This window comes from Proteiniphilum acetatigenes DSM 18083 (genome assembly GCF_000380985.1).
Taxonomy (GTDB): domain Bacteria; phylum Bacteroidota; class Bacteroidia; order Bacteroidales; family Dysgonomonadaceae; genus Proteiniphilum; species Proteiniphilum acetatigenes.
Genome location: NZ_KB905693.1, coordinates 113,867 through 140,736 on the forward strand (window position 1 = coordinate 113,867; position 26,870 = coordinate 140,736).

Consider the following 26,870-nt stretch of genomic DNA (forward strand, 5'->3'; position numbering starts at 1 on the left):
ATGACCCATTTTATTGCATTAGAAAATGTCGTTCCAGGGATGCCCGATTCTCCTTTTACCCGCCCGATCGACTGGCTAATTAACAGTGATGAGGTTTGGGGTGTTGTAGGACGGAACGGAAGCGGAAAGTCACTACTTTCAGAACTGATATGCGGAAAGATAGCCGTTCAATCGGGAAAGATCAGGTATTATTTTTCGGATGATCCTGATAAAAATGCCGGTTCTCTGTTGCCTTCTCAACGGATCAGAAAGATCGAGTTCAATGCCGCCTATTCCCTGCTCGATTACCGTAAGTTGTTTTACCAACAACGATTCAATCACTCCGAGAATGAAGAAATACCACTAGTAAGTGAATTATTGCCATTAGACAACATATCACAAGAGAACCGTCTTATTTTCAACACTTTCCATATATCCGATCTAATGGACCGGAAATTTATCCACCTGTCGAGTGGGGAATTACGGAAATTTCTTATTGCCAAAGTATTGCTCGACAATCCCAAGATGTTGATCTTTGATAATCCCTTTATCGGCCTGGATGAAGAGTCGCGTAAGGCACTCAACGATATGTTTATGTTTCTTCTTAACCGCTGTAATATCCGGTTGCTGTTCCTTGCCCCCTCAATGGATGATCTTCCTGCCTGCACAACGCATATTGTGGAGATGAAGCAGTGTACAATCAATTACCGTGGAGAGAAGACCGGTTTTATTCCTGAAAACCAGCCTACAGACATCTCCCTTCCCGGAATCAACTGGGACGATTTCACGCTTGAAAACCGCAGATCCGAAAGCGATGAACTGGTATCGATGACCAAGGTGGATATTGCTTACGGGCAACGGACCATTCAGAAAGATATAAACTGGACTATCCAAAAGGATGAAAAATGGGCATTGCTGGGACCTAACGGTTCCGGTAAATCGACCCTGCTCAGCTATATTTTTGCTGATAATCCGCAGGCATACGCAAAAAATATACGCCTTTTCGGGCGCAAAAGGGGAACGGGAGAAAGCATCTGGGATATCAAAAGGCGTATCGGGTTCAGCTCTTCCGAATTGCATCTCTACTACAGGGAAAATGTGAGTTGCTCCGCAGTAGTCGCCTCCGGTTTTTTCGACAGTATCGGACTGTTCCGGAAATGCAACGCACAACAAGCTCTTCTGGCAGAGAAATTACTGGAAATACTCCATATATCTCATTTGAAAAACAGGCCGTTCCTGAAAGTCTCTTCAGGTGAACAGCGGCTGTTGTTCTTTGCAAGGGCCATTATCAAAAATCCGGAGTTGTTGATCCTCGACGAACCTTTTCACGGATTGGACGATTACAACAAAGAACGGTGTACCTCTATTGTCGGGTCTTTCGCACACCAGCCCGGAAAGTCGCTGATATACGTAACTCACCGGAAAGAAGAGATCCCCGATTGTATAGATCACTGTATGCGGTTATAACCCTTTCAAACAAAGCGCCGTATATAACTGTTCTTTATATGTCCACTCACAATTAAATGTTTAAAGGCAATGAAGACAGTATATATCGGGACGTATCCGCCGCGCAGGTGTGGGATCGGAACCTTTACCCACAACCTGCGGCAGGCTATGTCCGGCAAAAAAGACCTCAAAAGGGGCAGGAACGGGAGCTTTGTTGTCGCAATGAACGATTTTGACCAGGAATACGAATATCCTGAAGAAGTCAAGTTTACTATCCGCCAGGAATATCAACACGATTATATGGCAGCGGCGGAATATATCAACCTCAGCGGTGCCGACTGTTGCATCCTGGAACATGAATTCGGAATTTTCGGCGGCCGTAACGGCGTATATATCCTCTCTCTCCTTCATCGCCTTAAAATGCCTCTTGTCGTAACCCTGCATACCGTATTAAAAACTCCTTCCTATGACCAGAAAGAGATACTGCAACGGATTTGCCGGACGGCTCACCGCGTGGTGGTCATGAGCCGGCAGGCCGTGGGTTTCCTTCAAAATATTTATGATGTGCCGAAAGAAAAGATAGCTTATATAGAGCACGGCGTACCCGACTTCAAATTTTCCCGGCAGGAAGCCAAGAAAGAGTTCAAACTCGAAAAGAATAAAGTACTCCTGACCTTCGGGTTTGTCAGCCGGAACAAAGGCATCGAGACGGTGATAAAGGCTTTGCCCGAAGTCGTTAAAAAACATCCCGAAGTATTGTATATCGTGCTGGGCAAGACGCACCCTCATGTACTCCGTTACATGGGTGAGGAATACCGTAATTACCTTATCCAGCTGGTGGACGAATTACACCTGGAAAATAATGTGGTGTTTATTGATAAATTTGCCGACGAACGGGAATTGTTCAAATATCTCTATGCGGCCGACATTTACATTACGCCTTATCTCAACGAAGCGCAGATTACCAGCGGTACGCTCTCGTATGCCGTGGGCGTAGGGTGCCCTGTGGTTTCCACTCCCTATTGGCATGCGGTGGAATTACTGGCTGACAACAAGGGAGTACTCTTCGATTTCAGTAACCACGGGCAGTTGGCCGGTATCCTGATCGATTTGCTGCACCATCCCAAAAAGCGGCTCCGCCTTAGCAGGAATGCCTATAAATACGGCTGTCAGATCAGTTGGCCCAAAATCGGCGTCAAATATAACAGCCTCGTCAAAAAAGTAACAGCCGAGCAGGTAAAAATCCCCAAAAAAGAATCCATCCCCTTCGACATAAAAATGCTGCCGCCCTTTTCACTGGCGCATGTAAAACGTCTTACCGACGATACGGGGATCATACAGCACACCAAATTCGGTATTCCCAACTTAAAGGAAGGCTATTGTCTTGACGATAACGCCCGGGCACTCATCATGGCCCTGATGGCTTATAAGGAAACCAAAAACCGCGAAGCACTGGAACTATGTCCGGTTTATCTGAGCTATATCCATTATATGCAAAACGATGACGGCACATTTCGTAATTTCTTGAACTTCGATCGGAGTTTTCTCGAGGAAAGAGGCTCTGAAGACGCCTTCGGGCGTGCTATATGGGCTATAGGATACATGATGGATAATGCCCCGGATGATTCTTACTATCAAATCGGAAAATTCATGCTCGACAAGGCCCTTCCCGTATTCGACAGTCTTCGTTCGGTACGCAGCATCGCCAATGTCATCATCGGTGTTTCTTACTATTTAAGAAAAAATATGGGGGATGATGTCATGATCGAACGATTGCGCAAACTCACCACTTTTTTGGCGGAGGAATATCGCCAAAATGCCCACGACGGCTGGAAGTGGTATGAAATACTGTTTGCCTACGACAACGGCATGCTCCCCCTCGCCATGCTACACGCTGCAGATATCCTTAAGGATGAAGAAGTCCGGAGAATTGCCTTCGAGTCGATGCAATTCCTCTCAGATATTACCCTCAGGGAGGGGTATTTGTCGATTATCGGAAACGAAAAATGGTATCGTCGGGAGGGTACCCGCTCTGATTTTGCCCAACAGCCTGTTGATGCCATGTGCATGGTATTAATGTTTCATCAGGCATACAAAATGACCGACAACAGCGACTACCTGAAAAAGCTTTTTGCTTCCTTCAGGTGGTTTCTGGGTGAAAACGATCTCCGTCTCAGCCTCTATAATTATGAAACCGAGGGTTGCTTCGACGGCCTGGAACGAGATGGTATCAGCCGCAATCAGGGGGCTGAGAGTACACTCGCCTACCTGATTGCTTACCTTGTCGTTCTGGAGGCACACGAAGAATATTACAGGAAAGATTAGCACCGGGATCTATGAAAATCGCGATTTTATCGCCCATCGCATGGCGAACGCCACCCCGGGAATACGGCCCATGGGAACAGGTAGCGTCCAACGTGACCGAAGGATTGGTACAGGCCGGCATGGATGTTACCCTTTTCGCCACGGGTGATTCCATGACTACAGCCGCTCTCGAATCTGTCTGCGAAACAGGTTACGCCGAAGACCCTTCAGCCGACGCAAAAGTGTGGGAATGCCTGCATATCAGTCACCTGATGGAACAAGCACACCGGTTCGACATCATACATAACCATTTCGACTTCCTGCCCCTCACCTATTCACGGTTGATGCGTACCCCTATGGTTACCACTATCCATGGGTTTTCTTCACCTGCCATCCTGCCGGTGTACAAAAAATATAACCACAGCAACTACTACGTATCCATCAGCAATGCCGACCGCAGCCCCGAACTGCGCTATACTGCCACGGTATACAATGGCATACACACCGGGGATTTCTCATTCAACGCCTCTCCGGACGATTATCTGCTGTTTTTCGGCAGGATCCACCCGGATAAAGGCACACGCGAAGCCATCAGGATCGCCCGGCAGGTAAAACGCCGCCTCATCATTTCGGGATTAATACAAGATGAAGCCTATTTTGACGAACATGTACGCCCTTTCGTTGACGGCGATCGTGTGATATATACGGGCAATTCCGGACCCGGACAGCGTGACCGGTTGCTCGGCCATGCCTATGCCCTGTTGCATCCCATCTCTTTCGACGAGCCCTTCGGATTGAGCGTTGCTGAAGCCATGATGTGTGGAACGCCGGTCATAGCCTTCAATCGGGGCTCCATGCCCGAGTTGATCCAGGACGGCAAAACAGGCTTCCTCACCGCCGGGGTCGACGAGTCGGCAGAGGCCGTAAAGCATGTCTCAGTCATTGACCGGCGCTATTGCCGCTTCTGGGCCGAAAACCGTTTCAGCGATAAAGAAATGGTAAGGAACTATATCGATATATATGAAAACGTATTACAATCACACAGCTAAGCCGGAACATCCGGCTTGTAAAAAGAATAACTGTTATGCAAGAAATTGTAAAAAGAAAAAAAGCGAGGATAGAAAGGGATCCTTCCCGGGTGATCACCCAGCCTTATATTCCGGGAGATCTTTCCAGGGTGAACAACTTACTTTCCAAGGTATTGGGCCTATCCGATACTACTGCTAAAAAGATATTGCTGCAAATCCGCCATGATTTCTCCGACCGGCACCGGAATCTGGAGGAGTTATTATTGATAAATTTTGACAAGGTAGCCGAATATATTCCTCATACAGCCCACATCTCCCTGGCCAAGAAAATGCTTATAGGTTCTTATTTTACCAAGGAATACTCCATCGAGTCGGCCGCCCTTTTCAATCCTTCCATCGTCCTCCATCCCGATCAAAGCAATGTCCCTGAGGGCGGCGCCCGGTTTGCCATGAGCCTGCGTGCGACAGGCGAAGGACATATCTCATCGATCGTGTTCCGGAGCGGAATCATCTATAGCGATTTTTCGCTTATGTTCGACAGCGTATCGGAATTCGTGGAAACGCCCGCCATGCTTCACGATCCCTTTTACGATAATCATCTTTTCTGCCTGACCCTTCAGGAAATGGGGGCCTGGAACGATACTTCCCAACGTATCCTGAGCCGGTTGCAACCGTTTTTTACTTATCAGGATCTCAAATTCAGTATTCATGAGGTATATCAGGAAGATCCCGGCAAAAGCGACGATAACGCCATCAATGCCATCAACTGGCTGGCCAATTCCAATTACAAGATAAAGTTCAACGATAAGACCCAACTCTCGGAACGGGTGATCTATCCGGTCTCCGAGAATGAAAGCAAAGGTATCGAGGATGCCCGTTTCGTTCAGTTTACAAAGGACGACGGCAAGACTGTCTATTATGCCACTTACACTGCCTATAACGGCCAGCACATCCTGCCGCAACTGATCAAAACAAAAGATTTCATGACTCTCAACATATCCACCCTGAACGGGAATGCCATACAAAACAAAGGCCTGGCGCTGTTTCCCCGTAAGATAAACGGTTTATATGCCATGCTGTCGCGACAGGACGGCGAGAACAACCATATCATGTTCTCCGACAACCTGCACTTCTGGCATACTTCGCAGATTATCCAGGAACCGCTCTATCCCTGGGAATTCATACAAATCGGGAACTGTGGATCCCCTATCGAACTGGAAGAAGGCTGGCTGGTGCTGACACATGGCGTGGGTCCCATGCGTCAATATTGTATCAGCGCCGTCCTGCTCGACCTCAACGATCCTACAAAGATCGTCGCACGACTGCGAGAACCCTTACTGTCTCCCAATGAGGAAGAACGGGTTGGATATGTGCCGAATGTGCTTTACACATGCGGGGCGATGCTCTTCAACGGGCACCTGATCATTCCTTATGCCATGTCGGATATCACTACGCGTATCGCCATGGTGGAATTAAAAAGTCTCCTCAGGAAGATGAAACCCGCCGGTTGACCTATGGCTTGCTACCGACCGGGAAAGGGTCATTATTTTTTGTGATCAGCAATTCATCGGTCATATTGATGGTTCTCGGCCTGAGCACCGTCAATTGCAGGATGATAGCCAGGACAACCGCCCCGATCATTACGACGAAGACGGTATTCATATGACCGGCATCCAGCGCTTTGCCCAACTCGTTGGTGATTACGGCACCTGCCGATATACCCGCGAGGTTCATAAACCCGTAACCGGTAGCTCGGTAGCGCGACGGTACAAACTGGCATAAGATCGGCATATTATTCACATCGAAGATCCCGAAACCCAATCCGAACAAAAGTGCTCCTGTAACGATCATAAATAATCCGCTCCCGTAACCGATCAACACCAACGCCGGAATGGTCAGTCCCAATCCGATCACACCGGTATAGATCCTTCCTTTCAGTCGCTTCGCCACCCAACGGTCGGATATATAACCGCCGACCAATACGCCGATCAATGATGCCATCGCCAACGTCATAGTCGATAACGGCCCCGCCTGTTCCATACCCATATTAAGCGATTCCGAAAACAGGGTCGGCAGCCAGTTTTTAGTCGCCCATCCCGGTAAACTCGGCGCGGAAAAGTAAAAGAGGATTATCCAGAATGCAATATTGGAGAAAAGCATAGTCAACCCTTTCCCCATCGCACTTAACTCCTGTCTGACGGATCTTTTCCGGCTCGTATCGATCACATAGGTCTTCTTTTCACGGAGAAAGGCAATCAATATCAAACTATATACCATTCCGATAAGGCCAAAAGTATGAAAAGTAAACTGCCAGGAGGTTCCGGCAGCCAGGGTCGCCCCAAATCCTCCGAAAGCCTGTCCCAGATAGATCCCCGAAGTGTGGAATCCGATTGCCAGCGACCGCGTTTTCCCCTGGTGATAGTCTGCGATCAGGGACAGCGCGGCAGGAACATAAAAGGCCTCACTGACACCCATGGCGGCCCTCAGAATATATAACTGGTCTATATTCCGGGCATACCCCATGGCAAGGGTTACTCCCGACCAGACAAAGAGGCTGACCACAATCAGCCATTTGCGGTTCAGCCGGTCGGCTATGATACCCGACAACGGGCTCATAAAAGCATATATCCACAGGAAAACCGCCATCAGCCGTCCGAAGTTGGTTGCGGTAACCAGTTCCGCAATATCTATCTCCATAAATGGTTTCATGGTAGCAAGCATCTGGCGGTCGAGGTAATTAAGCAGCGCCACGAACCACAGCATGGCTACAACCAACCATGGGTAGGACTTTTTTGACGTCAAATTTGACATGCTGTTCTTCATACGATGAATTTATCTTTTTCGTTAGACGGAATCCACATGAAACCATTTCCTTGTGCGGGAATTTTTCCCATGCCCTTTCAATTCAGAACTTCACTTGTACGTATTTAATCCTTTCACGATTATAGGTATAGGTCACATGGACATTCCCTTTCTTATCCTGGATAATAGCGGGGTAGCTGAATTCACCGGAGGGCTGGTCTTCCAGATCAATCAGTTTCTCCCATATTTTACCGTCGTATGAGCCTGCTATCGCCAGTTTATTCCTGCCGGAGGTAATCGGATTGTAAATGATTAACTGCAAGCCGCTGGATAGGGTGACGGCATCCGTACCGGAGTTGTTATTGGGTAACTCGGTCGGTGCCAGGGGTGTCCATGTCTTCCCGTTATCATACGACCAGGACTCCACCACACTTTCGTTCTTCGAACGGCAGAGGATCTGCAGGGCTCCGTTTTTGTGAAACAATACGGAAGGCTGGATAGCGTCAAAACCGTTATTGTCGATCTCTATTTTTTCCCAGTCCGTCAGATCCTGGTTAGACATTTCCATATAGACATTCCATTTGCCTACAATTTCTATGCTGGTAGGGTAGAGTATTTTGTCTCCGGGGATGATCACCGGTTTGTTTTTGATCGGTCCGAGGCATCCACGCGGAATAGTCTCCATGGCAGACCAGGTCTTACCCTCGTCGGTCGATATCTTATATTCCCCCCACCAGGTACTGGGACTCGGCCCCACTTTGTAATAAAGGATCAGGTCTCCGTTTTCTCGTTTGAACAAGACCGGATTCCAGCAGGGAAACCGCTGCAATTCATCCTGTATGCCATCGGCTACCATAACAGGCGCACTCCACTGGCCGTTTTTGAATCCGGAGGTATAAATACTCACGTCGGGATGCCTTTCGTAAGTACCTCCGAACCATGCCGCCAGTAAGCCATCATCTGTCTCAACAATGGTTGAGGCATGTGCCGATGGCACCGAAGCCGGTTCCGGGATTATTTCCGAATGAAGAATCACAGGTTTGATGGCGCGTAATCTTTCTCTTTCCGTTTGTCCGGAAAAGGATTCATTTGCGGATAACCGGCCTGCTGATAGTAACAGCAGGCATAACAATACTGTAATTTTACTATTTACCATGCGATAATTTTATTTGTTTACAACAATAACGGACGCCTGGATTATCATATTCCGGGATGAAAATGGTTTATTTTTCCGTTCCAAAACCATATAAATTCAGAATTTTAGTGAGAATATCGGTATTCTGGTATATACCGGCAAATTCAACAGCGCCAGCACCATAAGCAAATACGGGAACCATCACAGAGGTATGTCCTGTTGAGGCATAGGTCGCTTCCACTTCTCCGGTTGACAGATCACCGCCGGTAAGCGCCATACCACCCGTCTCATGGTCTGCCGTAATAATAACCAACGTATTCGGGTCCTGATCTGCGTAATCCAAAGCCACTTTAATCGCCCGGTCAAAGTCCAGCATTTCATTCACAGTGGCGTCTTTTTCATTCGCATGGCAAGCCCAATCGATTTGTGAACCTTCTACCATCAGGCAGAAGCCTTTATCATTGTTTTTCAGTAGATTGATCGCTGCTTGGACGCTTTCGGGAAGAAATTCTCCCCTTTCAGGATAGAGAGCCGGATGTTCGTCTGCCACAAGTCCTGCCAGTTTGCCTGTAGTCACTTTCTTAACGTCATCCATATTGAGCGCAACCTGAAAACCTTTGGCTTCCAGTTTATCCAACAGGTTTTCATTATCAGAACGGGCATCAAAGTATCTTTTTCCGCCTCCGATAAAAACCGTAATGTCGGAGTTCAAAAAATCTACGGCAATTTCTTCTTCCATTTTACGGCTGGGCTGGTGTGCCACGAATGATGCCGGCGTAGCATGAGTAACGGCACAACTTGCCACCACGCCGGTTGAGAGACCGTTTTCTGCGGCATATTCAAGGATCGATTTAACCGGCTTCCCGTCTACATCAACGCCAATGGCTCCGTTCTTTGTTTTGGTTCCGCATGCGATGGCTGTACCACCTGCCCCGGAGTCTGTTATATAATTGTTTGCAGAGTACGTTTTGGAAAATCCTACAAACTGACACTTTTCCAGATGGAGCGATCCCTTATTTGCCGTCAGTCCCGCATATACCTGGCTAACGCCCATTCCATCTCCGATCATTATGATCACGTTCTTTACCTGTGGAGTGGTCTCCTGTCCGGTTTTATCGCCGGCAGATGAGCATTGAACAAAAAATACCGATAATACAATAAGAAGCGATAAATGAATTCTTTTCATAATTTAATTATATTTCGTGAGAATGATTATCCTATTAGTTTTACACATTAATTTTTTTATCAAAGAATCTAAGATATAGAGAAATAAGAATATCTATTAGTTGTTATGCAGTTAATTCCTCTGATTTATAAAGAGCGAAACTGCTCCCGCATATAAAACAAAGCCGGTTGTATTTCCTTATCCAGATCTTTCCATCTGCATTCAATAGAAACGCAACCTTTATACCCGATTTGTTTCAATGCCTTGAAATAGGGCCTGAAATCATCGCCCTTGGTGCCGGGGGAGGTGCGTTCCTCCCTCTCAGCAATATGGCAATGACGGATATACTTACCATATTTCACTATCTCCGATGCAGGTTCATCTTCCCGCATCATATGATATATATCGCACAGTAACTGTACATTGGGATGATCGACCGCTTCCACGATCCGGGCGCCTTCCTCCAGGGAATTGATCAGGTTGGTTTCCGACCTGTTCAGGGGTTCGATAACTACCGTCACTTTATACTTCTGAGCCAATGGAGCGATCTGTTTACAAAAAGAAATAAATTGTTCCGTAGCTTCTTCCTTACTGAAATTTTCTGGTACATTGCGGGCTTTACCGCTTCCGAAAACAATGTAGGGAATATTGGCCATACCCGCCCTGCGTAAAGCAGATTCCGCCCAGACCACTGCTTCATCATGTCTGGCTTCAGGACCGATCAGAGGCAAACTGCCGGGAATAAAACTGGTACAGGAAATAATTCTGGCCTCTAATTTCCTTATTTCATCCAGATGTTCCTGGAATTCGGCATCACTCTTGTCAGGCATCAGGTATGACACGTTCGACTCGACATACGTATACCCTGTCGCTTTGAGCAACGGGTAATTGGATACACTTGTACACACAGCAAATTCCGGCTGGTAAGGATCGGAAAAGGATGCCATTCCAAGCGTAAGGCATACCAGAAGTATATTATAATAAAAAGGCTTCATAAGGCAATATTTATTTTAGAACCAAGACTTTGGATCTGGGAATTGAAATGTGAGATGTGGGAATCGAAAACTTTTCATTTTTCACTCTTCATTCTTAACTTTTAGTTCTATTTTAGTACTTGAATATTTTTCCTCCCGCCATAATCTGTTGTGCTGCCGGATCATATACTGCCCGCATACCTGTCCGGTAGGCGGCGTTTGCCATAGCGCAGGCAATAGTATGGCTATGCCCTGCTTCTACCGGGCAATTGGTGGCTACATTCTTCGCTCTGACACACTCCATCCAGTTACGCATATGGGCCGATGTGAGGGGATCACCTCCCGTGTTGGCTTCCGCCTCCACGGTAACACTCGGCAGAGTGAACTTGTCGAGCCGGTTGGCCTTTAATCCCATGGCAGATGCCTCGCGTTCACTCAATCCGCCCTCGGGAGTAATTTCGTTGGTATCCAGATTCAACATTCCGCCGTTCGAATAGTACAGCTCCTTTGTCCCTCCTGCCGAATTGCTGAAACGGGACGAATAGACCACCTGAAATCCTTTGTCCTGATTGTCCAGCGGCCCGTAATCGAATACCGAAGTCAGCGTATCGGCATTGGTGCGGCCGTCTTTCCACTGGTAAATCCCTCCGTTGGATACCACACTGCGCGGATAGGGGAAGCCGGTGAACCAATGCACTGTATCGATCTGGTGGCACATCCATTGTCCCGGTATGCCCGACGAATAAGGCCAGAACAGGCGGTATTCAAGGTATTTGCGTGGGTCCCATGCCACTTTGGGACGGTTCATCAGATAGCGGTTCCAGTCCACATCGCTCTCCCGGATAGAGGCACATAAGTCCGGCCTTCTCCAACGCCCCGGCTGGTTCACGTTCCAGCACATCTCGGCAATCACGATATCACCGAATTTTCCGGATTGGATATAATCATGGGCAGCATGGTAATTCGCCCCACTACGGCGCTGTGATCCTATCTGCACCACGATGCCGCTTTCCTTGCAGGCTTTTAATGCGGCATTGGCATCATCCATGGTTTCTGCAAACGGTTTTTCGCAATAGGCATCCTTACGCGCTTTTGCCGCTTCCACCAGGTGCAACGCATGCTGGAAATCTGCGGTGCTGATAATGACCGCATCAATGTCGTTCCGGTCATACAGTTCTTCGTTATTACGGCACAAGGCGACATCCCATCCGGTTTTTTCCCTGATATAGGCTCTTCCCTCCTCACGACGGCGGTTCCAGATATCCGACAGTGCCACCAGTTCGAAATTCAACTCCCTGGCATGGTTCATAAAGCCGGGTAAAAGCGAACTCCTGAACCTATCGGAAAAACCGACAACCCCTACGCGGATCTTATCGTTAATCCCGGGGATATGGGCATAACTCCTGGCGCTCATATCAAAACCCTTACTACTAATAGCCATGGCAGCTACGCCGGCCGATACTTTCTTAATAAACTCCCTTCTATTTTCCATGACAAATATAATTATGTTGTTAATCGATTATAGTTTACTGATGTGGTACAATTTTTATTCAATTTATTTTTATAAGCCAGATATCACACACCTTAGAATATTGACGCCAGTTCAGGTGCGACTCTTCCGGTTCATCGAATGAAACCTCCAGTTTACCGTCCTGAAAGAATCTTCTGTCTATGGGGAACTCTTTGAATTCCTCTAACTCCTTATTGTACTGGGTGGGGGATATACGTTCCCCATCCACCCTGAGCAATGCATCGCCATATCCGGCGATACGGATCAGGTAACGTGCTTTCGGGTCAAGATCCTCATATACAAGTTGCGGGGCATTCTGGAATAATTGGGTAGATAACCTTTTACGGCTTTTTCCGCCGTCCCACCAGGCCACATCGGTAGCATCATAGACTGTTGTCTTTACCCGCGGACTCTGGCTGATATTCGATATGTTATCGTAATAACTCCCCTTTCCGGGGTTTTCCCATCCGGCAATCACTTCTAAAGCCGCCAGCTTTTCGGCTTCGGTTTCCATTTGTCCGATCTTTTCAAACCGGTCGGACAACCACCAGCGGTTGTTCAGCGGATAGTCCACAAAATCGAGTACAGAGCCCCGCTCCGGCCCGCTGGCCTGATATTTCTCCACGCTTGTCTGCAAACCTACGGAGTGATATAACGCCTCGCAATAATCTTCAATTTTCTTTCTCAATAAAGGAGCTGTATTTACCCGGTTGGCTTCATTCACTTTCTCCAAAGCCAATTCCATCGCTTTTTCAGAACCGATCTCCGGAGCCTGCTCCAGCAATTTATTGGCTTCCCGTTCCAACCCTTGTTCGTATAACTTCCGCCTTTTGGTATAAGTATCATAATAAGCGCGGAGCAACAGCATCTGCCAGCGCCAGTCGTTTTGTAAACGGGGATAGGCCTCTTCAAGCTGCTGCCAGCGCAGGAAAGTCATCTCAATCCCCCCGTTTGCCTCTATCGGGCCGTCCCAGTTGCGTTCCAATCCCAGTATGGCATCCGTTACGCGATCATCAGGACGGGTGCCAAAGAAGAATCGTACATATTGTTCCGTAATGCCAACGGCATCTTCCTCCTTATTCCATCCTTTCCGGCTCCAGATAAACTTATTTAAATCATCGTGTGCTCCGTCGGAGTAGGTGAGAAAACCATCGGTGAATGGGGCATACCGGTCGTGTAATTCCGCGTAATAGAAAGGCTGCGGGTTGACCGGCTCCCGTCCCAATGTAAGGGCGAACGCCTGATCCCAGCGGAGGGTAGGGTAGAGGCAGCGGACAGTATGGGTAATATCGGCATAATGGCGGTGCATATACTTCCCGGGCAACCGATAGCGTGTGTCGGACAACGGAGGGCTACCCGGCCCGCTTACCACTCCCCGCAACCAGTCCGGACTCTCGGTCTCCAGGAAATGGTAGAAGTAATCGATCTGTTCATCGCTGAAACCCTGCAATGAGATCCAGACACCGGCCTGAGGATGATATTTTTCCAGCTCCCCGGCAATGGCTTTAAGGAAAGGCATCACATACCGCGGATGATTGTCTCCCGGATCACCACCCGGCACAAAGACATGGCTCAGATGCGGACACTCCCTGTAATAATCACTGTGTTTCTTTACTTCCGCCCGAAACAGATTTTCATCTGAGAGATCCACATTGGCCGGGGTCCATACCCAGTAATCCAGTCCATAGTTTTTACACACACTGCTTATATGCCGGTTCATCTCTTCCTTTGACACTTTCATATGGGAGCTCGGAGTATTGTCAAAAGGAATGGTCTCAATACAGTTTGTACCAAAGATAGCCAATTCCCGGATATATTGCTCATATTGTTCCTTCGACCAGGCGTCATAGGAATTCGCCGTATTGCGATAACCCAACTGATGCCCTCGGATGGGATAATCCGGCGCGCTTTGTATGGCACTTGAGGAATCGAACAGTATTTGCTTGTCGGCAAGTAATGATGTACGCAGGAGATGTCCCGCAGCGAACAAAACCCCGCGTTCATCGGCTCCGATAAGCCAGATAACCGCCGGGGAAGCCTCTTCTTGCACAATCACGCTGAATGATTCGGTTTGCAGGGAGAGTTTTGTTTTTTCAGAAAGCATTTCAGGAAGCGCCTTCCCATTCAATATCTCATCCGAAGAGAGTGCCAAGGCGATGACCGGCGAACCGCCCCAGGCGTCGGTAATACCTAAATGAATGCCCGTACGCCTGTGGATCTCTTCCTGCAAGACCTGAATGATTGTCTCCTTCACGGGAGATTTGATGGAAGGCGATACAAGCAATCTGCTACCGGAAAGCTCGATCTCACCAGCATACAGCGTTGAGGATATGCACAGTAAAACAAGACAGATTTTCAGCACTGCATCCCATTTATTCATGATCTCAGGTCTGTACATGGCGACCAATCTGTTATTTTTTTATCCGTTCTACATTTATTCCCTGTATAATTACCGAAGGTTCGGATGTTGCGTCAGCCAGACTACAGCGAGCCGTAATCGTTTTTGTGTCATCATTCACCAAAGATACATAATTATCGCTCCAGTATACCGGAAGTATCGGATTTTCTGTCTGATTGTCCACTAACAGTAACTCAATACTGAATGCAATATTTTTACTCGTATTGCTCAAATCCACTTCCACCACCCATTCATCACCCTCTTTGTACACTTTCTTTGTAGCATTCACCTGCGGTTGAGGCAGATCATTCAATTCGTGAAAATCTGCATATCTCTTCTGGGGAGTATAAAACCAATAATATTGATCCCAATCCATCTGGTCTTCCTGACCCGACAACCAATAAAAATTGTCGGCGACCAGCTTATGCTGACTGTCGTGCAAGGTCAAATTCAGGAAATAAGTCCCTTTTTTATCGGGCAGCTCCGGTAACTCCGTAAAGACAACGGATGAGTTCTCTTGCACGGACAACTTTTTCCCCTGTTCGAATAGTACTTTGGACTGACTATCATATAACGTAGCCCTTACAGTATGATCGGTAATATCATCCAATATATCGTTGGCGACATATATTTTCCGGTCATGATAATTGTAAATGATATTGACCGGCTGACACGCTTTCTTTGTACCGAAGTATGCGCCGGTAGGCATTAAATACCAATCGTAAAGCTGCCAGTAGAATTCCGGCCAGGCTGAATTCAACTGCCATTGCACCACTCCTGTCGCTATCGGGCGGTTCACGACGAATGCTTCAAACATCGGCCGGATAGCTTCATAGTTCGCCCATTGTGCTTTCATCGCCAGTTCTTCCAGATCCCCGGCGGTTCCGTATCTTTTGTTCAACGCATTCAGGTAGACTTTCACACTGTTGAAGTCTTTTCGTCCCGAATGATAATCCCACACCACATTCAGCGGCGGCCAAAGATTCTCTTCCGGGATCATCTTTTTGATACTGCTAATCGGAGGTATTTGCGGACCCGGGCCTGTTTCAGTATTAAAACCGAAAGCGCCCCCCAGTTTTTTGTCTTCGAACCAGTAAATGGGAGGAACATATTCATAAGGCCCGTTCATCTTCATCCCCGTTACTCCGGAAAGCCCGCTGGTAAAATCACCGGCTGAAACCAGTAAAGAACGGCTTTTGTCGTACCTTTCCATTGTTTCCGCATATTTCTTTTCCAACGACGGCTTGGGCATGGCATCACTCCCCACGGCCCATACAAAAACAGAGGGATGGTTCCTTAGCCACAACAGCTGATCCCTGAACATGTCCGATAACAGTTGTTCCTGCTCAGGCGTGATCTTCACTCCGTATTTATCGACTCCTTCATTGATGGGTATATTTTCGTCTTCTTCCGGCACCTCCATCTCCAGGCCGAGGTAATCAGGCCATTCCCACTGGCAGCTCCATCCGACCATCAGCAGGATACCGTTTTCATCACAGAGATCATATATCTCCCGGCTTGTTCCCCAGAAACCTTCAAACCGCAAAGAATTAAGGTTCATCTCCTTTACATAGCGTATTTGTGCCCTGTTACTGCGGGTATTATCGCGAAGAAACAGGTCGTCCACCCAACCTGCGCTCTTTATCAGCACTTCTCTTCCGTTCACTTTGTATCCCCGGACGCCTTGTTCATTCAGGTAAGTGTCAATTGTACGGATACCGAAGCGGATCGCTGCCGTGTCACAGAGCGTATTTCCCTCTTTAAGCGACAGATGCAAGGTGTACATTTCCGGGTCTCCCAATCCGTTAGGCCACCAGAGACGGGGATTTTTTACTGTCAGCTCTTTGAATTTTTCCGGAGCAAGTTCAGCGAGAAGCGTCTTACCCGCTTCCACAGTAAAAGTTTCACTGATCACACTGTTTTCCACCCTGGCTTCCAGGATCAGTTTCTTACTTTCGAAATGGTGATTGGTCAGTTCTGCTGAAACAGACAAGGTTGCTTCATCCAACGTTTCGGTGTTCACTTTTGTTATTACAAAGGGTCGGTCGATAGAAACTTTTCCACTTCGTTTGATTCTTACCGGACGATAAATTCCCATGTTATTATCAGGTGGAACAGGCGCCCAGTCGACAAAACCCATATAGAAATCACCCGGTTGCGGAGGCAATATCTCTATCGCCAGGTTATTCCCCGATTCAGAAGCTATGCCGGTGATGTCGCAGGCGAACTGACGGAAGGCCCCGAAGGCACTGTCTGCAGAAAGTATCAAATGTCCGTTCAGCCATACATTTGTGCTGTAATTGATGCCGTCCAGCAACAGTCTTGTCTGTTCTTTCTCCGGATCAAACCCTGTCAGGTCAAAAGAGGTCTGGTACCACCAGGGTTTTCTGAACTGTTCTTTCGGTATTTCTTCCAGATTCATGCCGAAAAAGGGATCTTTATATACGCCGGCATTGCATAATGCCCCTAATACCGTGGCAGGTAAGGATGTTTGTATCCAGTTATCCGTCGCCGGAGAGACAGATAATGTCGCTCCATCCTGGTTCAATCCCTCAGCAGAATGGATATACCAGTTATCTGTCAGGATAAGTTCTTCAATCGTGCTTTTTTGCGTGCAGGAACACAAAAATAAAGCGCCTGCGAATGTAATGATGATATGACTGAATTTCTTCATACGATTGTATCTCCTTGTATTACATAGTTGCATCGGATATCTCCTCCATCAGAAGATTTTTCCCGCCCTCCTGCTTTTCGAGTGTAAACTTGTCGTATAACCTACCTGTAGCAGTATAGGCTTCATATACCAATTCGCCGGAATCTATGCGGATAATCTGGTATAGCTGTAGCTTCTCGGCCGACCGGTGCATCCATTCCTGCTTGTCGAGTTGGTAAAACTTCGGTCCGCTGACAGAAACAATATATGCCGTCCCTTCGGAATGAGTGCGTGCATAGGTATGGTCGTGTCCCGTTAAGACCAGGTCGACTTTAAATTCGTCGAACAAAGGTTTCCACAAGTCGCGTAATTCCTCATTATCCCGACCTGCTTTTGGAGAAAATATTGGATGGTGAAAGGTAATGATTGTCCATTTCTGTGTATTATGGGAAAGCAGATCCCGTAACCATTGCTCCTGCTCTTCTTGTTTCTCATTCGAATTGAGTGAGATGATCCGCACTCCCTGGTAATCGATATAATAACAACTCTCTTTCACTCCTTCCGGTCCATTTTGCGGAAAAGCGAACTGAGGCTGCCAGAAGCTGCTTAAACCTGGAGAACCGGATTCGGCGTAGCGATCACGAGAATATTCATGATTTCCGGGAGTGGCAATTACCGGAACAGAAGCATTCACCCACCCCGGAGCATTGAACCATTCACCCCATTGTTCATCATTTTCGGCCCTGTTAATCAGATCTCCGGCATGAAGCGTGAATGCCGCATCGGGAGCATGTCGAAAGGCCTGATGAAAGATACGGGACCAATAAGTTTTAATATCTGCCTGCGCATCTCCGAAGTAAATAAAAGAAAAAGGTTCCGGCTTGCGGGAAGCAGTCCTGAAATGAAACCATTCCGTCCATACTTCTCCGTCTCCTACCCGGTATGCATAGGTGGTTCCGGGAAGCAACCCGTTAAAGTTCACACTATGGTAACAGACCTCTCCACCCAATTCACTGCTAAACGGGGTTGTTGCCGCCTCTACCTCTGTAGGTCTGATATCATGTCCATTCTCTTCCGCAACGGCAATTTGTGCCAGCGCACGTTGCACAGACCGGTCGGTTCGCCAGGTAACAGCCTGCGAATCGGAAGGATCTCCGGCCCAGGTCAGTACAACTCTGTCCGGATAAGGAGAAGCTGCAATAAAAGAAAGTACAACAAAGCAAAAGAATACTTTGACAGAGATAGTAAATAATGCTGAATAATATTTCTTGTGGCGCATTTCTTTAATGTTTGATTATTTCTTTAACTGAAACTGATCTGTTATCACACCGTCAATACCTTTGGATATAAAATCGAGGGTATTGTTATCGATACGGATAATCTGGAACAATCCCCCCTTATTGGCATAAACTTCATTGTACTTTTCAGATGCCGGTTCAGGTTTACGGGGCTCAACCGTTACCGAAGAGACATAGAGGGTCCCCTTTCCTGAATCGGTTACTACCTGCTCATTATTAATCGGATAGGAGCGGAAATATTGATGTACATGCCCGGACAGCACCAGATCGACATGATACTTATCGAACAGCGAACACCATGATCTGCGTATTTCCGGATAAGAGCTATCCGTCGCATAAGGAGGAAAATGGGTGACGGCTATTTTCCATTTCTCTTTGGTTTGCCTGAGCTCTTCTTCCAGCCAGCAGGCAATCTTTTCTATATCGCCCGTAGCATCGATCATATAAAAACGTGCATCTCCGTAAGAAAAAGCATAATTCCGTTCGGGAGACAGACCGCATGCTGTATCCTGAGGCAGCATGAACAGTTGTGTGTAGAGGGTAGGGGGCAAGCCGTCCTGACTGTCGTGATTACCCAAAGTGGGGACAAATGCCAATCCGGGAAAGATATCCCTACCGGAATGTAAATATTTATCCCACAGGTCTCTGAACAGCCCGGTGTTTACATGGTCTCCCGAATGTACCAGGAATGCAGCATCCGGCGCTTCTTTCACAGCCTGTTTCAATACCGGCTCCACAATATCATCGTTATGGGTATCGCCCAGATAGATAAAGCTGAAAGGTGATTTTCCCTGTGGAGCTGTACGAAAAGAACAGACCGGACTTTCTTTCCGGTTATCCGCATTATATATCAGATAACTATATTCAGTATCAGGTTGAAGTCCCGTGATATTTACTTCCCAGTGCTTTACATCGGGGTTGTTATGGATATATTTATCGCTAAGCAGCTGTTGTGAAGCCAATGCCTCTGAAAATTCTCCTTTATTGTTATTCTCACTCCAATACCTGAGTGTCATTTTAGCTACAGAAGTATCGGTTCTCCATTGAATCGCCTGTGTGGTAGCCGGGTCATCACACCAGGTCAGTATAATCTGATCTGCATCGGGAGAGGCAGGATAAGCAGTTTCCCGGAAAGAATTCAATACAGCGGCTTCGCGTGCACGGCCGCGAATAGTGGTGAACAGCACATGCCCTTCGAGTTCTTCCGGCAGTTGTTCAATAACCAATTCATCCCAGTCGTTGTAGGTATAAGCCCCTTTCTCCATCCGGATCACTTTCCATCTGTCCGGGGAATGATGCAATATTTTCGGCATCTTATTTCCGGCAACCGGGCCGATCGTAACAAAATAAACCACCCGGTGCAGATCGAATCCGTTGATCCCGAGACTGATCTCACCGACAGGGAACTCCTTTTGCCATACTTCATATTCGTAATTTTCGTTGGATACCGACATACCTGTCTTCCGGAATCCCTTTTCTTCTAACCAGAAAGGAACGATTTCCTGCCCTTTATGGCGCATCACGGATACCAGGGCAGGAGCATCGACCGTGAAACGCCAATGTTCATTGGCAAAGATCTCTTTTTCTTCTTCACTGATCCTCCCCAGCAGTTGCTGATTGTTCACCTCATTCAACTTCTCTGCCGGTACTTCAGAAATGACCCGTTCCAACACTGCATCCCTGATCTGTTCCGTTTTAGAAGAGAGTGGGAGGGTAGCGGGTAACTCCTCCAACAGTTGGTGCAACTCTTTATACAAAAGCGGTGCGGTCTCCGGGCCAAGAGAATTCTGTTCACCGTAATAAGGCTTGTCCCGGTATACATACGGCTTCTTCACATCCCACTGGCTTTTGGGGATTATATAGCCGATCTCATCATTGGCAAGACCGATGCCAAAACGGAACTCTCCCTGCATCAGATCGCGCAGAGGCGGCGTTTCCCGGGAATCGACCGGAAAGTCCCGGCCGGGTAAGGCCACTACCCCTCCATTCAATATCTCAGGATAGAGCTCTCCCGGGAAAGTGATAAAACCGGCCGGCCCGATACTCCATACAGCAGCTTCGGTACGCTTTTTCATCCATCCGGTCATATCTGCATCCATGAGCCCGATAGCGGCAGCAAGGCGGAACAGTTTGTTCTTCAGAGGAAGTTCAAATGTCTTTGCACGTAGATTGATGCCTGCTTCTCTCACTTCAACAGCCTTTTCCTCCATCGTACGGAGTATGATTAATCCAAGGGTATCTCCCTGGGCACGTATCTTATCGAACGACGGCTCTACATACACCGTATCGCGGAACGGATCATGGACCTCCATGCTGGCATGGGTAGTCATTAATCCGCCTACTGCCCCGTTCACATAGAGGGCAACGCCGCCGACTCCCTTTCTGGCGAGGCTGTCTCCGTAATAGACTCCTTTTTCGACCGCTTCCCTCAGGTAGTGGGGAAAATCGGAGGAGATATACAGGTTTTTACTCCACAATGTTTCGGGATGATTGGCCCATTGTATCAGTGTACCAAGCGTCTGTAAGGTCTCGGCATCGGTGACCTGCATCATTCTGAGGCCCGCGTCAAAGACATAAGGTTCACGTGTGTCTTTTAAGGTTACCATCCCCTCCGTCAGGTTTTGCGAGAAGCGGAAATAGGCAGGGCGCAATGCTTCCACAGCCTCCACAACAGATTGAACCACCCTTTTCTTGATATACTCTTTCCACTCCTTGTTGACGCCGCTCTTTAAGGGTGATTCACCCCACAGACCCAGCAGGTCCGGGGCTTCATGGGTGTGGGTGGATGTAATCACCAGATAGGTGATGCCTGCTTCTTCCGGCAGCATTTTCCGGATATCGACTACCATCGGGTGAAACATACCAATCACATCCACTGCCACCACTGCAAGGCGGGTATTGCCGTCATCCAGCACCATTGTACGCGCCCACAGATCGTCATGGACACCTTGGGCAGCGACTCTGTTTCCAAAGCCGGCAATCCAGTAGGTATCGAACTTTCCATTTCCGTTCAGGTCTTCATAGGTATCTCCTTTCTCCGGCTCGTAACGTGCATTGTTATCCACATCGTTCCACGGTTCCATATACTCAGGCGTGATCGTAACCGCAGCAAATCCGGCACGCATGATCCGGGGTTCCCTGCTTTCGATTTTCAGGTCTACACTATATCCCGGATGACGGTCGCGCATATTGCTGTAGCCGTAAATACAGACCAGGATAAGTACAACCAGCAGTGAGATTCCTATGATCTTTATTATTTTCATTTTATAACTAATTCACGTTTCGAAAGTCGTATTATTGCAACTAAATCATCCATATCCAATTCACATGCGAAAGTTGAGTAAACAGGATTATCATCTTTTTACTTTTTTCTCTGCAATTCAAACAAGGGACGGTAACTGATAACGATAATACCTTCCTCTTCAATCAATTGCCTGAACCTGTCACTGGTAAAAAATTCCAATTCCTTTATGCGTTTGGGAGCAGAACCGGTGACTGCCCGTATCTCGTCTCCCTCTGTCGCTGCATGGATGTATATTTCCGTCACTCCGGGCTGTATATTCTTAATATACGCTGTCCAGAACTCCTCCAGATTTTCTGTTTTGTAGTTTTGCAGCTCTTCATGAATAAAATAATCGGGATGAATAATTCCTTTCTCCTTACAAATATCCCTGAAAGGAGGCGCCCCCATATTGTCCAGTGTGGATTGCGACGGCATACGCACAGGCAGGTCAAATTCTTCGGCAAGTTGCAAATATATCAACATATAGTCCGGTGAATACTGATAGGTTCCCATATGGGAATCGATATGAGTCACCGGTACTCCGGCATCCAGCGCCTTGCGGATCTGCGCCCTGCCTTCAATCAATGCTTCTTCGGTATTGGACGCTTTATATACCTCCATTACTCCTTTCCACATATAGCCCTGTTCATCATACAACCCCGGGACTTCATTGCGCGGAGCTACCGTGCCCCACCTATAGTTTTTCCATTCCGATGTCAATGTGAGATGCACGCCAAATCCTTTATCCGGATTCTCTTTCGCATAATTGACGATCTCATTCGACCAGGAACAGGGCATCATGATTGTAGCCGAACTGATAAGCCCATTCTCCATCCCTTCAACGGTAGCGGTATTGGCAGCATGGCACATACCGGCATCGTCATTATTGATAATCAGTAGTTTATCCGTATTTTTATATCCCAAACGTTCGGCCAACGTCTGGGCGGACAGGGTTCCTACAAAAAATAATACACTCAGTATCAGAATTCCTCTCATCTCGTTTGATTTATTAAGTTAATTAAACTTCCACGATTACTCTACAAATACCTTTTTATTATCCGAGACATATGTCCGGGTACTGACTGTGTACTCATCACCATGGGGATCTTTATAAACCAGATCCACATAAAAAGCCTGAAATCCTTTTTTCGGATAATTAATCCTTACGTCGACCGCAGATTTGTTGCTGGGGTTGAGCTGTATATCACTTTTAGTCCATGTGGCCTTACGGAAATCCCGGCTGTCTGAAGCGGATGTCCACAGTCTGGCACCCACCAGATTGTCCGGAGAGGTTTTCACTTTCAGGTCGATATTTCTACGCTTTTCCTCCAGATTCCACTCGCAGACAGGATAATCCGCCTTATATAACATATGCGCGAAAAATGAACTGAGCGCCCCGAAAGCCTGTACTTTATCCCCCAAACCATGGCCTGCATTGGGAACATAATGCAACAGGTTATGCCCGGGGATATCATTGATATAATGTTTCACCGCATCGACGGTCCAATAGGGATCGTTTGTTCCCATAATAATCATCTTGGGTATGGTTAGTTTTTCACGGTAGGAATAAGGATCTATCATTTTTACGACAGCGCTTCCAAATTCGCTATGGATTGCCTGTGGTATCTCCAGATTCACGTAATCCTGGATCTCCTCGCTGTATTCTCCGTAGAGTTGTTTCTGATAATCCAGGGTGGCGGGCATATTCAGCATATCAATCACCATGGGAGCGATGGCTTCCACACGCGGATCCTGCAGTGCCCCGGTAAGCCAGCTGGTCCATCCCCGCTTCGACCCTCCCGAAACAAGGAAACGGTTTACCTGCCGGTCCAACTCTTGTGTGGCAAATTCCTGCACCGCATCCATGGCTTTATAAGCAGTTTTCGTCATCGGAAACAACAATGGCCAGGAGTAATCTTTGTCTTTCCTGAACTCATTGAGCGTATAGGAGATCAATGCATCTTCTTTCAAACCGCCATACAGAGGCTGATTAGGCACTTGCTTTAATACACACACAAGGGCATTATTGCGGTTAGCCAGGGCAGATAAGAACAATAAAAAGCCATCATCCTCCTTCGCAAATCTCGGAATACCCTCGTTTATCGAGCCTCCGTCTACAAATAACAGCGCCCCATCCTGTTTTAAGGACTCCGGAACAAAGATAATAAGTTCATGTTTCCAAAGGATTCCATGCCATTTCTGAGAAATAAACAGCAAGGAATAGACCTTTGTCTCATCCATCTCATATGTATTGCGGACTTCCCATCCCCATGTACGATCATCATTGTGGACATAGGCATTCAGCGCCGTTTCAGGTGTAATAGCTTGTTGTGCACATCCAACAATAACGCAACAATAGACAGTTAAAATAAACAGTAATCTCTTCATACGTTCAATTTTATTTTTTAGTTTTATAATGAATCATACACCATTTAATCTTCACATCAGTAAATCAGCAAATCATCTAATTACATCAAGGTAACGCGCCATCCAGTAGGGCAACAGAAATTCATCGCCGGTAAGTTGCTGGTGTGTTCCCCGACCCCCGTCAATAATGAATTCGTTATTATTATGCCTGTTCATAGGCCGCTCTCTTTTAGGAATAAGTTCGGTAGTTGTCTGCTCCCGGAAATTGGTGTGGATATCTTTCGGCAGAAATTCCAAATCTTTCCGGTGTGAGTTTTTTACCACATAACGGTTACGATCTTTGGGAAAGCCTTGTAAATACCAGAGGGTAGATTCCAAATCGATATCTCCTGATGTCCCATAGGTCAGGAGATTCCAGAGCGCATTGCGTTCTGGTTTTTCAATTTCCCAGTGATCCCGTATCATTGCTGCATATTCCTGCTTTAACGTATCATTGAAAGCATAATGATATAACACCCAATAGGTGAGAAATGCCATTTCATCATCAGAATGATTCCAGTCCTCACCCATGGTTATTCCCTGGTGTTGAAACCCGGAAGTAAACCGGATATTGCCCACAGGGATTTTCATATTATCGAGATATCCGTGTTCTTCCATCATCCTAAACGCTTCTGTCTTATAGATCTCTTTCCCTGTCAGCTTATATGCCAGTTGCAATCCCGTAACGGTCAATGTACTGTTCAGCCTGCGGTCGAACTGCGTGGTAGCAAAAGAGTTCACATATTCGGGATTCCATCTTCCCCAGAGTGTCGGCTTACCATCATAATCTATAAAATAATAATCATTGGTGATGATATGAGTCATGATAGCATCGAAATAATCTGCTACCCGTTTTTTTTCTTCCGGCGTTTGCGCCACATACTGGTCTATTACGGAAGTAACGAACAGATAACCGACGAATTCATCGGTGCTGGTCGTTCCCTTCCACCACCAGTTCTTATCGGGTGCAGGTCTCCAGGGGACTGTGTCTCCGGCAATATATCCCGTACGCTCGAATGTTCTTGCTGAAAATCCCTCTATGGGATGGATGGTCAGCAGCCTTTCATAGGCTTCAAACGACTCCCACACATATTCCCTGGCCTTCTCCTCTTTGGTTACAGCATAACGGAATGCCTGACTTCCCAGATAGAATGAAGTCCACAGGCCGTCATTATCATCATCATCGAGGCGCAGGGTGGTGGGATCGTCCGGATCGACTAACCGGGAAGCGGCTGAAAAACCATAACGGAGATGATACTTGCGCAGGTTGTCCTGCATAAACTCCGCTTTTTCAGCCAGTGTTTCCTGTACAAACTGCACCTTATTCAAACCGGTCGGGGTCAAAAAGTAAAGGTTCCCGTCGTTATCCGCAGCCATATCTATGACCTTGTCCTGATCGAGCCAGCGTTCAGAGGCATAATAGTCGAACCGTTCCGGTTGCCTTACAAAAGCGCCCTGATCTGTTGCGAACCAATACTTACCATCCACGGTCAACATATGGTTAATAACGGGAACAGGAAGCCTATTATTGTGAGGTTCAGCGATTTTTCCATCCCGGTCAATCACATAATAGCCATCCGTTGTTCCCACTGCTATGCTATCTCCCTTGAATGCCATTGCTGTCAGATTGCTGCCGGCATGGATTTTAATCCATTTGTCATCTTTGAGTAAATAGATACCCGTAGATGATAAATACCAGAACTGATGATCCGATACATACAATCTGATCAATTCTTCAGGGGGAACGTCCAGATCTCTGACTTTTGTATTCCGGTTATACAATACACCTCCATGCTCTCCTGTCAGCAATACGTCGTCATTGGCATTTACCGCAATATGTCTGTATCTGTTTTCAGGCAGCAGGCCGCATATTGTTCCGGCATGTTTATTGGTAAGGAATCGGTCGGAATACAGATAGTAGAGATAATCCGTTCCTTCCTGAATACAAATATCCACAGGATATTTATCGGACAGGGAAGCATACCGGAGATCCTTTGAAATGATCTCTCCCGGGAAATCGCGGAACAGGCCGGCATCGGTCAGTATGAAAATACTGTTATCCCCGTCCGCGACTACTTTCGTGAAGCGGACATCTTTCCATTTCGGAGATAATGTATACCTGACCGATACCGGAGCGGTGTAAGGTTCGTCCTTCACCGGCAGATCGGCCGTTCCCGCAAAAACAGGTTTTATAAACAAAAGGCACAAGAAGATGCCTATCTGGCTTAAATTCATATAATTACAAGTTTGAAAACTAAAACTAAGAAGTAAAAGTGAAAATGAAGAATGAAGAGTGAGGGATTGGGAACGAAAAGTTTTCAATTCCCAAATCCCATATCTCGATTGAAAATCGACATAGTCAAATCCTACATCCTAAGTCTCACATCTTACCTCTAAAATCATAAATCCTACATCTTAAATCCAAAGTGTTGGCTCTTGATTCTTTGTTCTAAAAATCTAGTGTCTTTATTCCTTATTCTTTACTCTTT

The 26,870-nt window shown here is 47.0% G+C and carries 16 protein-coding genes; 4 read left to right on the top strand and 12 right to left on the bottom strand.

From position 1 onward, the window contains the following. From F597_RS0102585 to F597_RS0102600, 4 genes are all read left to right on the top strand, one after another. Nucleotides 1-1,446 (top strand): ATP-binding cassette domain-containing protein, encoded by a 1,446-nt coding sequence (locus F597_RS0102585; protein ID WP_019538148.1) that lies wholly within the window; start codon nucleotides 1-3, stop codon nucleotides 1,444-1,446. A 69-nt stretch (nucleotides 1,447-1,515) separates the two neighbouring features. Then, the gene (locus F597_RS0102590) at nucleotides 1,516-3,750 is read left to right on the top strand and encodes a glycosyltransferase family 4 protein (protein ID WP_019538149.1); all 2,235 of its coding nucleotides are present in this window, start codon (nucleotides 1,516-1,518) and stop codon (nucleotides 3,748-3,750) included. Nucleotides 3,751-3,761: 11 nt separating this feature from the next. Continuing rightward, complete coding sequence (locus F597_RS0102595) at nucleotides 3,762-4,778, top strand: glycosyltransferase family 4 protein (protein WP_019538150.1); 1,017 nt, start codon at nucleotides 3,762-3,764, stop codon at nucleotides 4,776-4,778. 35 nt (nucleotides 4,779-4,813) lie between these two features. Next, nucleotides 4,814-6,268 carry a glycoside hydrolase family 130 protein gene (locus F597_RS0102600; RefSeq protein WP_019538151.1) on the top strand — a complete coding sequence of 485 codons (1,455 nt, stop codon included), beginning with the start codon at nucleotides 4,814-4,816 and terminating at the stop codon, nucleotides 6,266-6,268. A gap of 1 nt (nucleotide 6,269) precedes the next feature. On the opposite strand, the gene F597_RS0102605 is transcribed toward F597_RS0102600, so the two are convergent. The 12 genes from F597_RS0102605 to F597_RS0102665 form a co-directional block, all read right to left on the bottom strand. Next, nucleotides 6,270-7,568, bottom strand: a complete 1,299-nt coding sequence (locus F597_RS0102605; RefSeq protein WP_139224076.1) for an MFS transporter — start codon at nucleotides 7,566-7,568, stop codon at nucleotides 6,270-6,272. A 94-nt stretch (nucleotides 7,569-7,662) separates the two neighbouring features. Beyond that, nucleotides 7,663-8,715 (bottom strand): sialidase family protein, encoded by a 1,053-nt coding sequence (locus F597_RS0102610; RefSeq protein WP_019538153.1) that lies wholly within the window; start codon nucleotides 8,713-8,715, stop codon nucleotides 7,663-7,665. 67 nt (nucleotides 8,716-8,782) lie between these two features. Continuing rightward, nucleotides 8,783-9,880 (bottom strand): alkaline phosphatase, encoded by a 1,098-nt coding sequence (locus F597_RS0102615; RefSeq protein WP_019538154.1) that lies wholly within the window; start codon nucleotides 9,878-9,880, stop codon nucleotides 8,783-8,785. Nucleotides 9,881-10,005: 125 nt separating this feature from the next. Beyond that, nucleotides 10,006-10,854 carry a sugar phosphate isomerase/epimerase family protein gene (locus tag F597_RS0102620; protein WP_019538155.1) on the bottom strand — a complete coding sequence of 283 codons (849 nt, stop codon included), beginning with the start codon at nucleotides 10,852-10,854 and terminating at the stop codon, nucleotides 10,006-10,008. A 112-nt stretch (nucleotides 10,855-10,966) separates the two neighbouring features. Further along, nucleotides 10,967-12,325, bottom strand: coding sequence for a Gfo/Idh/MocA family protein (locus F597_RS0102625; protein ID WP_019538156.1), 1,359 nt, complete (start codon nucleotides 12,323-12,325; stop codon nucleotides 10,967-10,969). A 58-nt stretch (nucleotides 12,326-12,383) separates the two neighbouring features. Continuing rightward, nucleotides 12,384-14,741 (bottom strand): hypothetical protein, encoded by a 2,358-nt coding sequence (locus F597_RS0102630; protein ID WP_019538157.1) that lies wholly within the window; start codon nucleotides 14,739-14,741, stop codon nucleotides 12,384-12,386. Between the two features lie 13 nt (nucleotides 14,742-14,754). Continuing rightward, nucleotides 14,755-17,415: a glycoside hydrolase family 2 protein gene (locus tag F597_RS0102635; protein ID WP_044060017.1), complete on the bottom strand. Its 2,661-nt coding sequence runs from the start codon at nucleotides 17,413-17,415 to the stop codon at nucleotides 14,755-14,757. Between the two features lie 19 nt (nucleotides 17,416-17,434). Next, a complete protein-coding gene (locus F597_RS20015) occupies nucleotides 17,435-18,673 on the bottom strand; it encodes a purple acid phosphatase family protein (protein ID WP_019538159.1) in 1,239 nt (412 codons plus the stop codon). Between the two features lie 15 nt (nucleotides 18,674-18,688). Then, a complete protein-coding gene (locus F597_RS21875) occupies nucleotides 18,689-21,955 on the bottom strand; it encodes a metallophosphoesterase (RefSeq protein ID WP_019538160.1) in 3,267 nt (1,088 codons plus the stop codon). Between the two features lie 98 nt (nucleotides 21,956-22,053). After that, nucleotides 22,054-22,971: a carbohydrate deacetylase gene (locus F597_RS0102655; protein WP_019538161.1), complete on the bottom strand. Its 918-nt coding sequence runs from the start codon at nucleotides 22,969-22,971 to the stop codon at nucleotides 22,054-22,056. Nucleotides 22,972-23,007: 36 nt separating this feature from the next. Beyond that, nucleotides 23,008-24,363: a PhoPQ-activated pathogenicity-related family protein gene (locus tag F597_RS0102660; protein WP_019538162.1), complete on the bottom strand. Its 1,356-nt coding sequence runs from the start codon at nucleotides 24,361-24,363 to the stop codon at nucleotides 23,008-23,010. A 72-nt stretch (nucleotides 24,364-24,435) separates the two neighbouring features. Beyond that, nucleotides 24,436-26,616 carry a ligand-binding sensor domain-containing protein gene (locus F597_RS0102665; RefSeq protein ID WP_019538163.1) on the bottom strand — a complete coding sequence of 727 codons (2,181 nt, stop codon included), beginning with the start codon at nucleotides 26,614-26,616 and terminating at the stop codon, nucleotides 24,436-24,438. Between the last annotated feature and the right edge of the window lie 254 nt (nucleotides 26,617-26,870).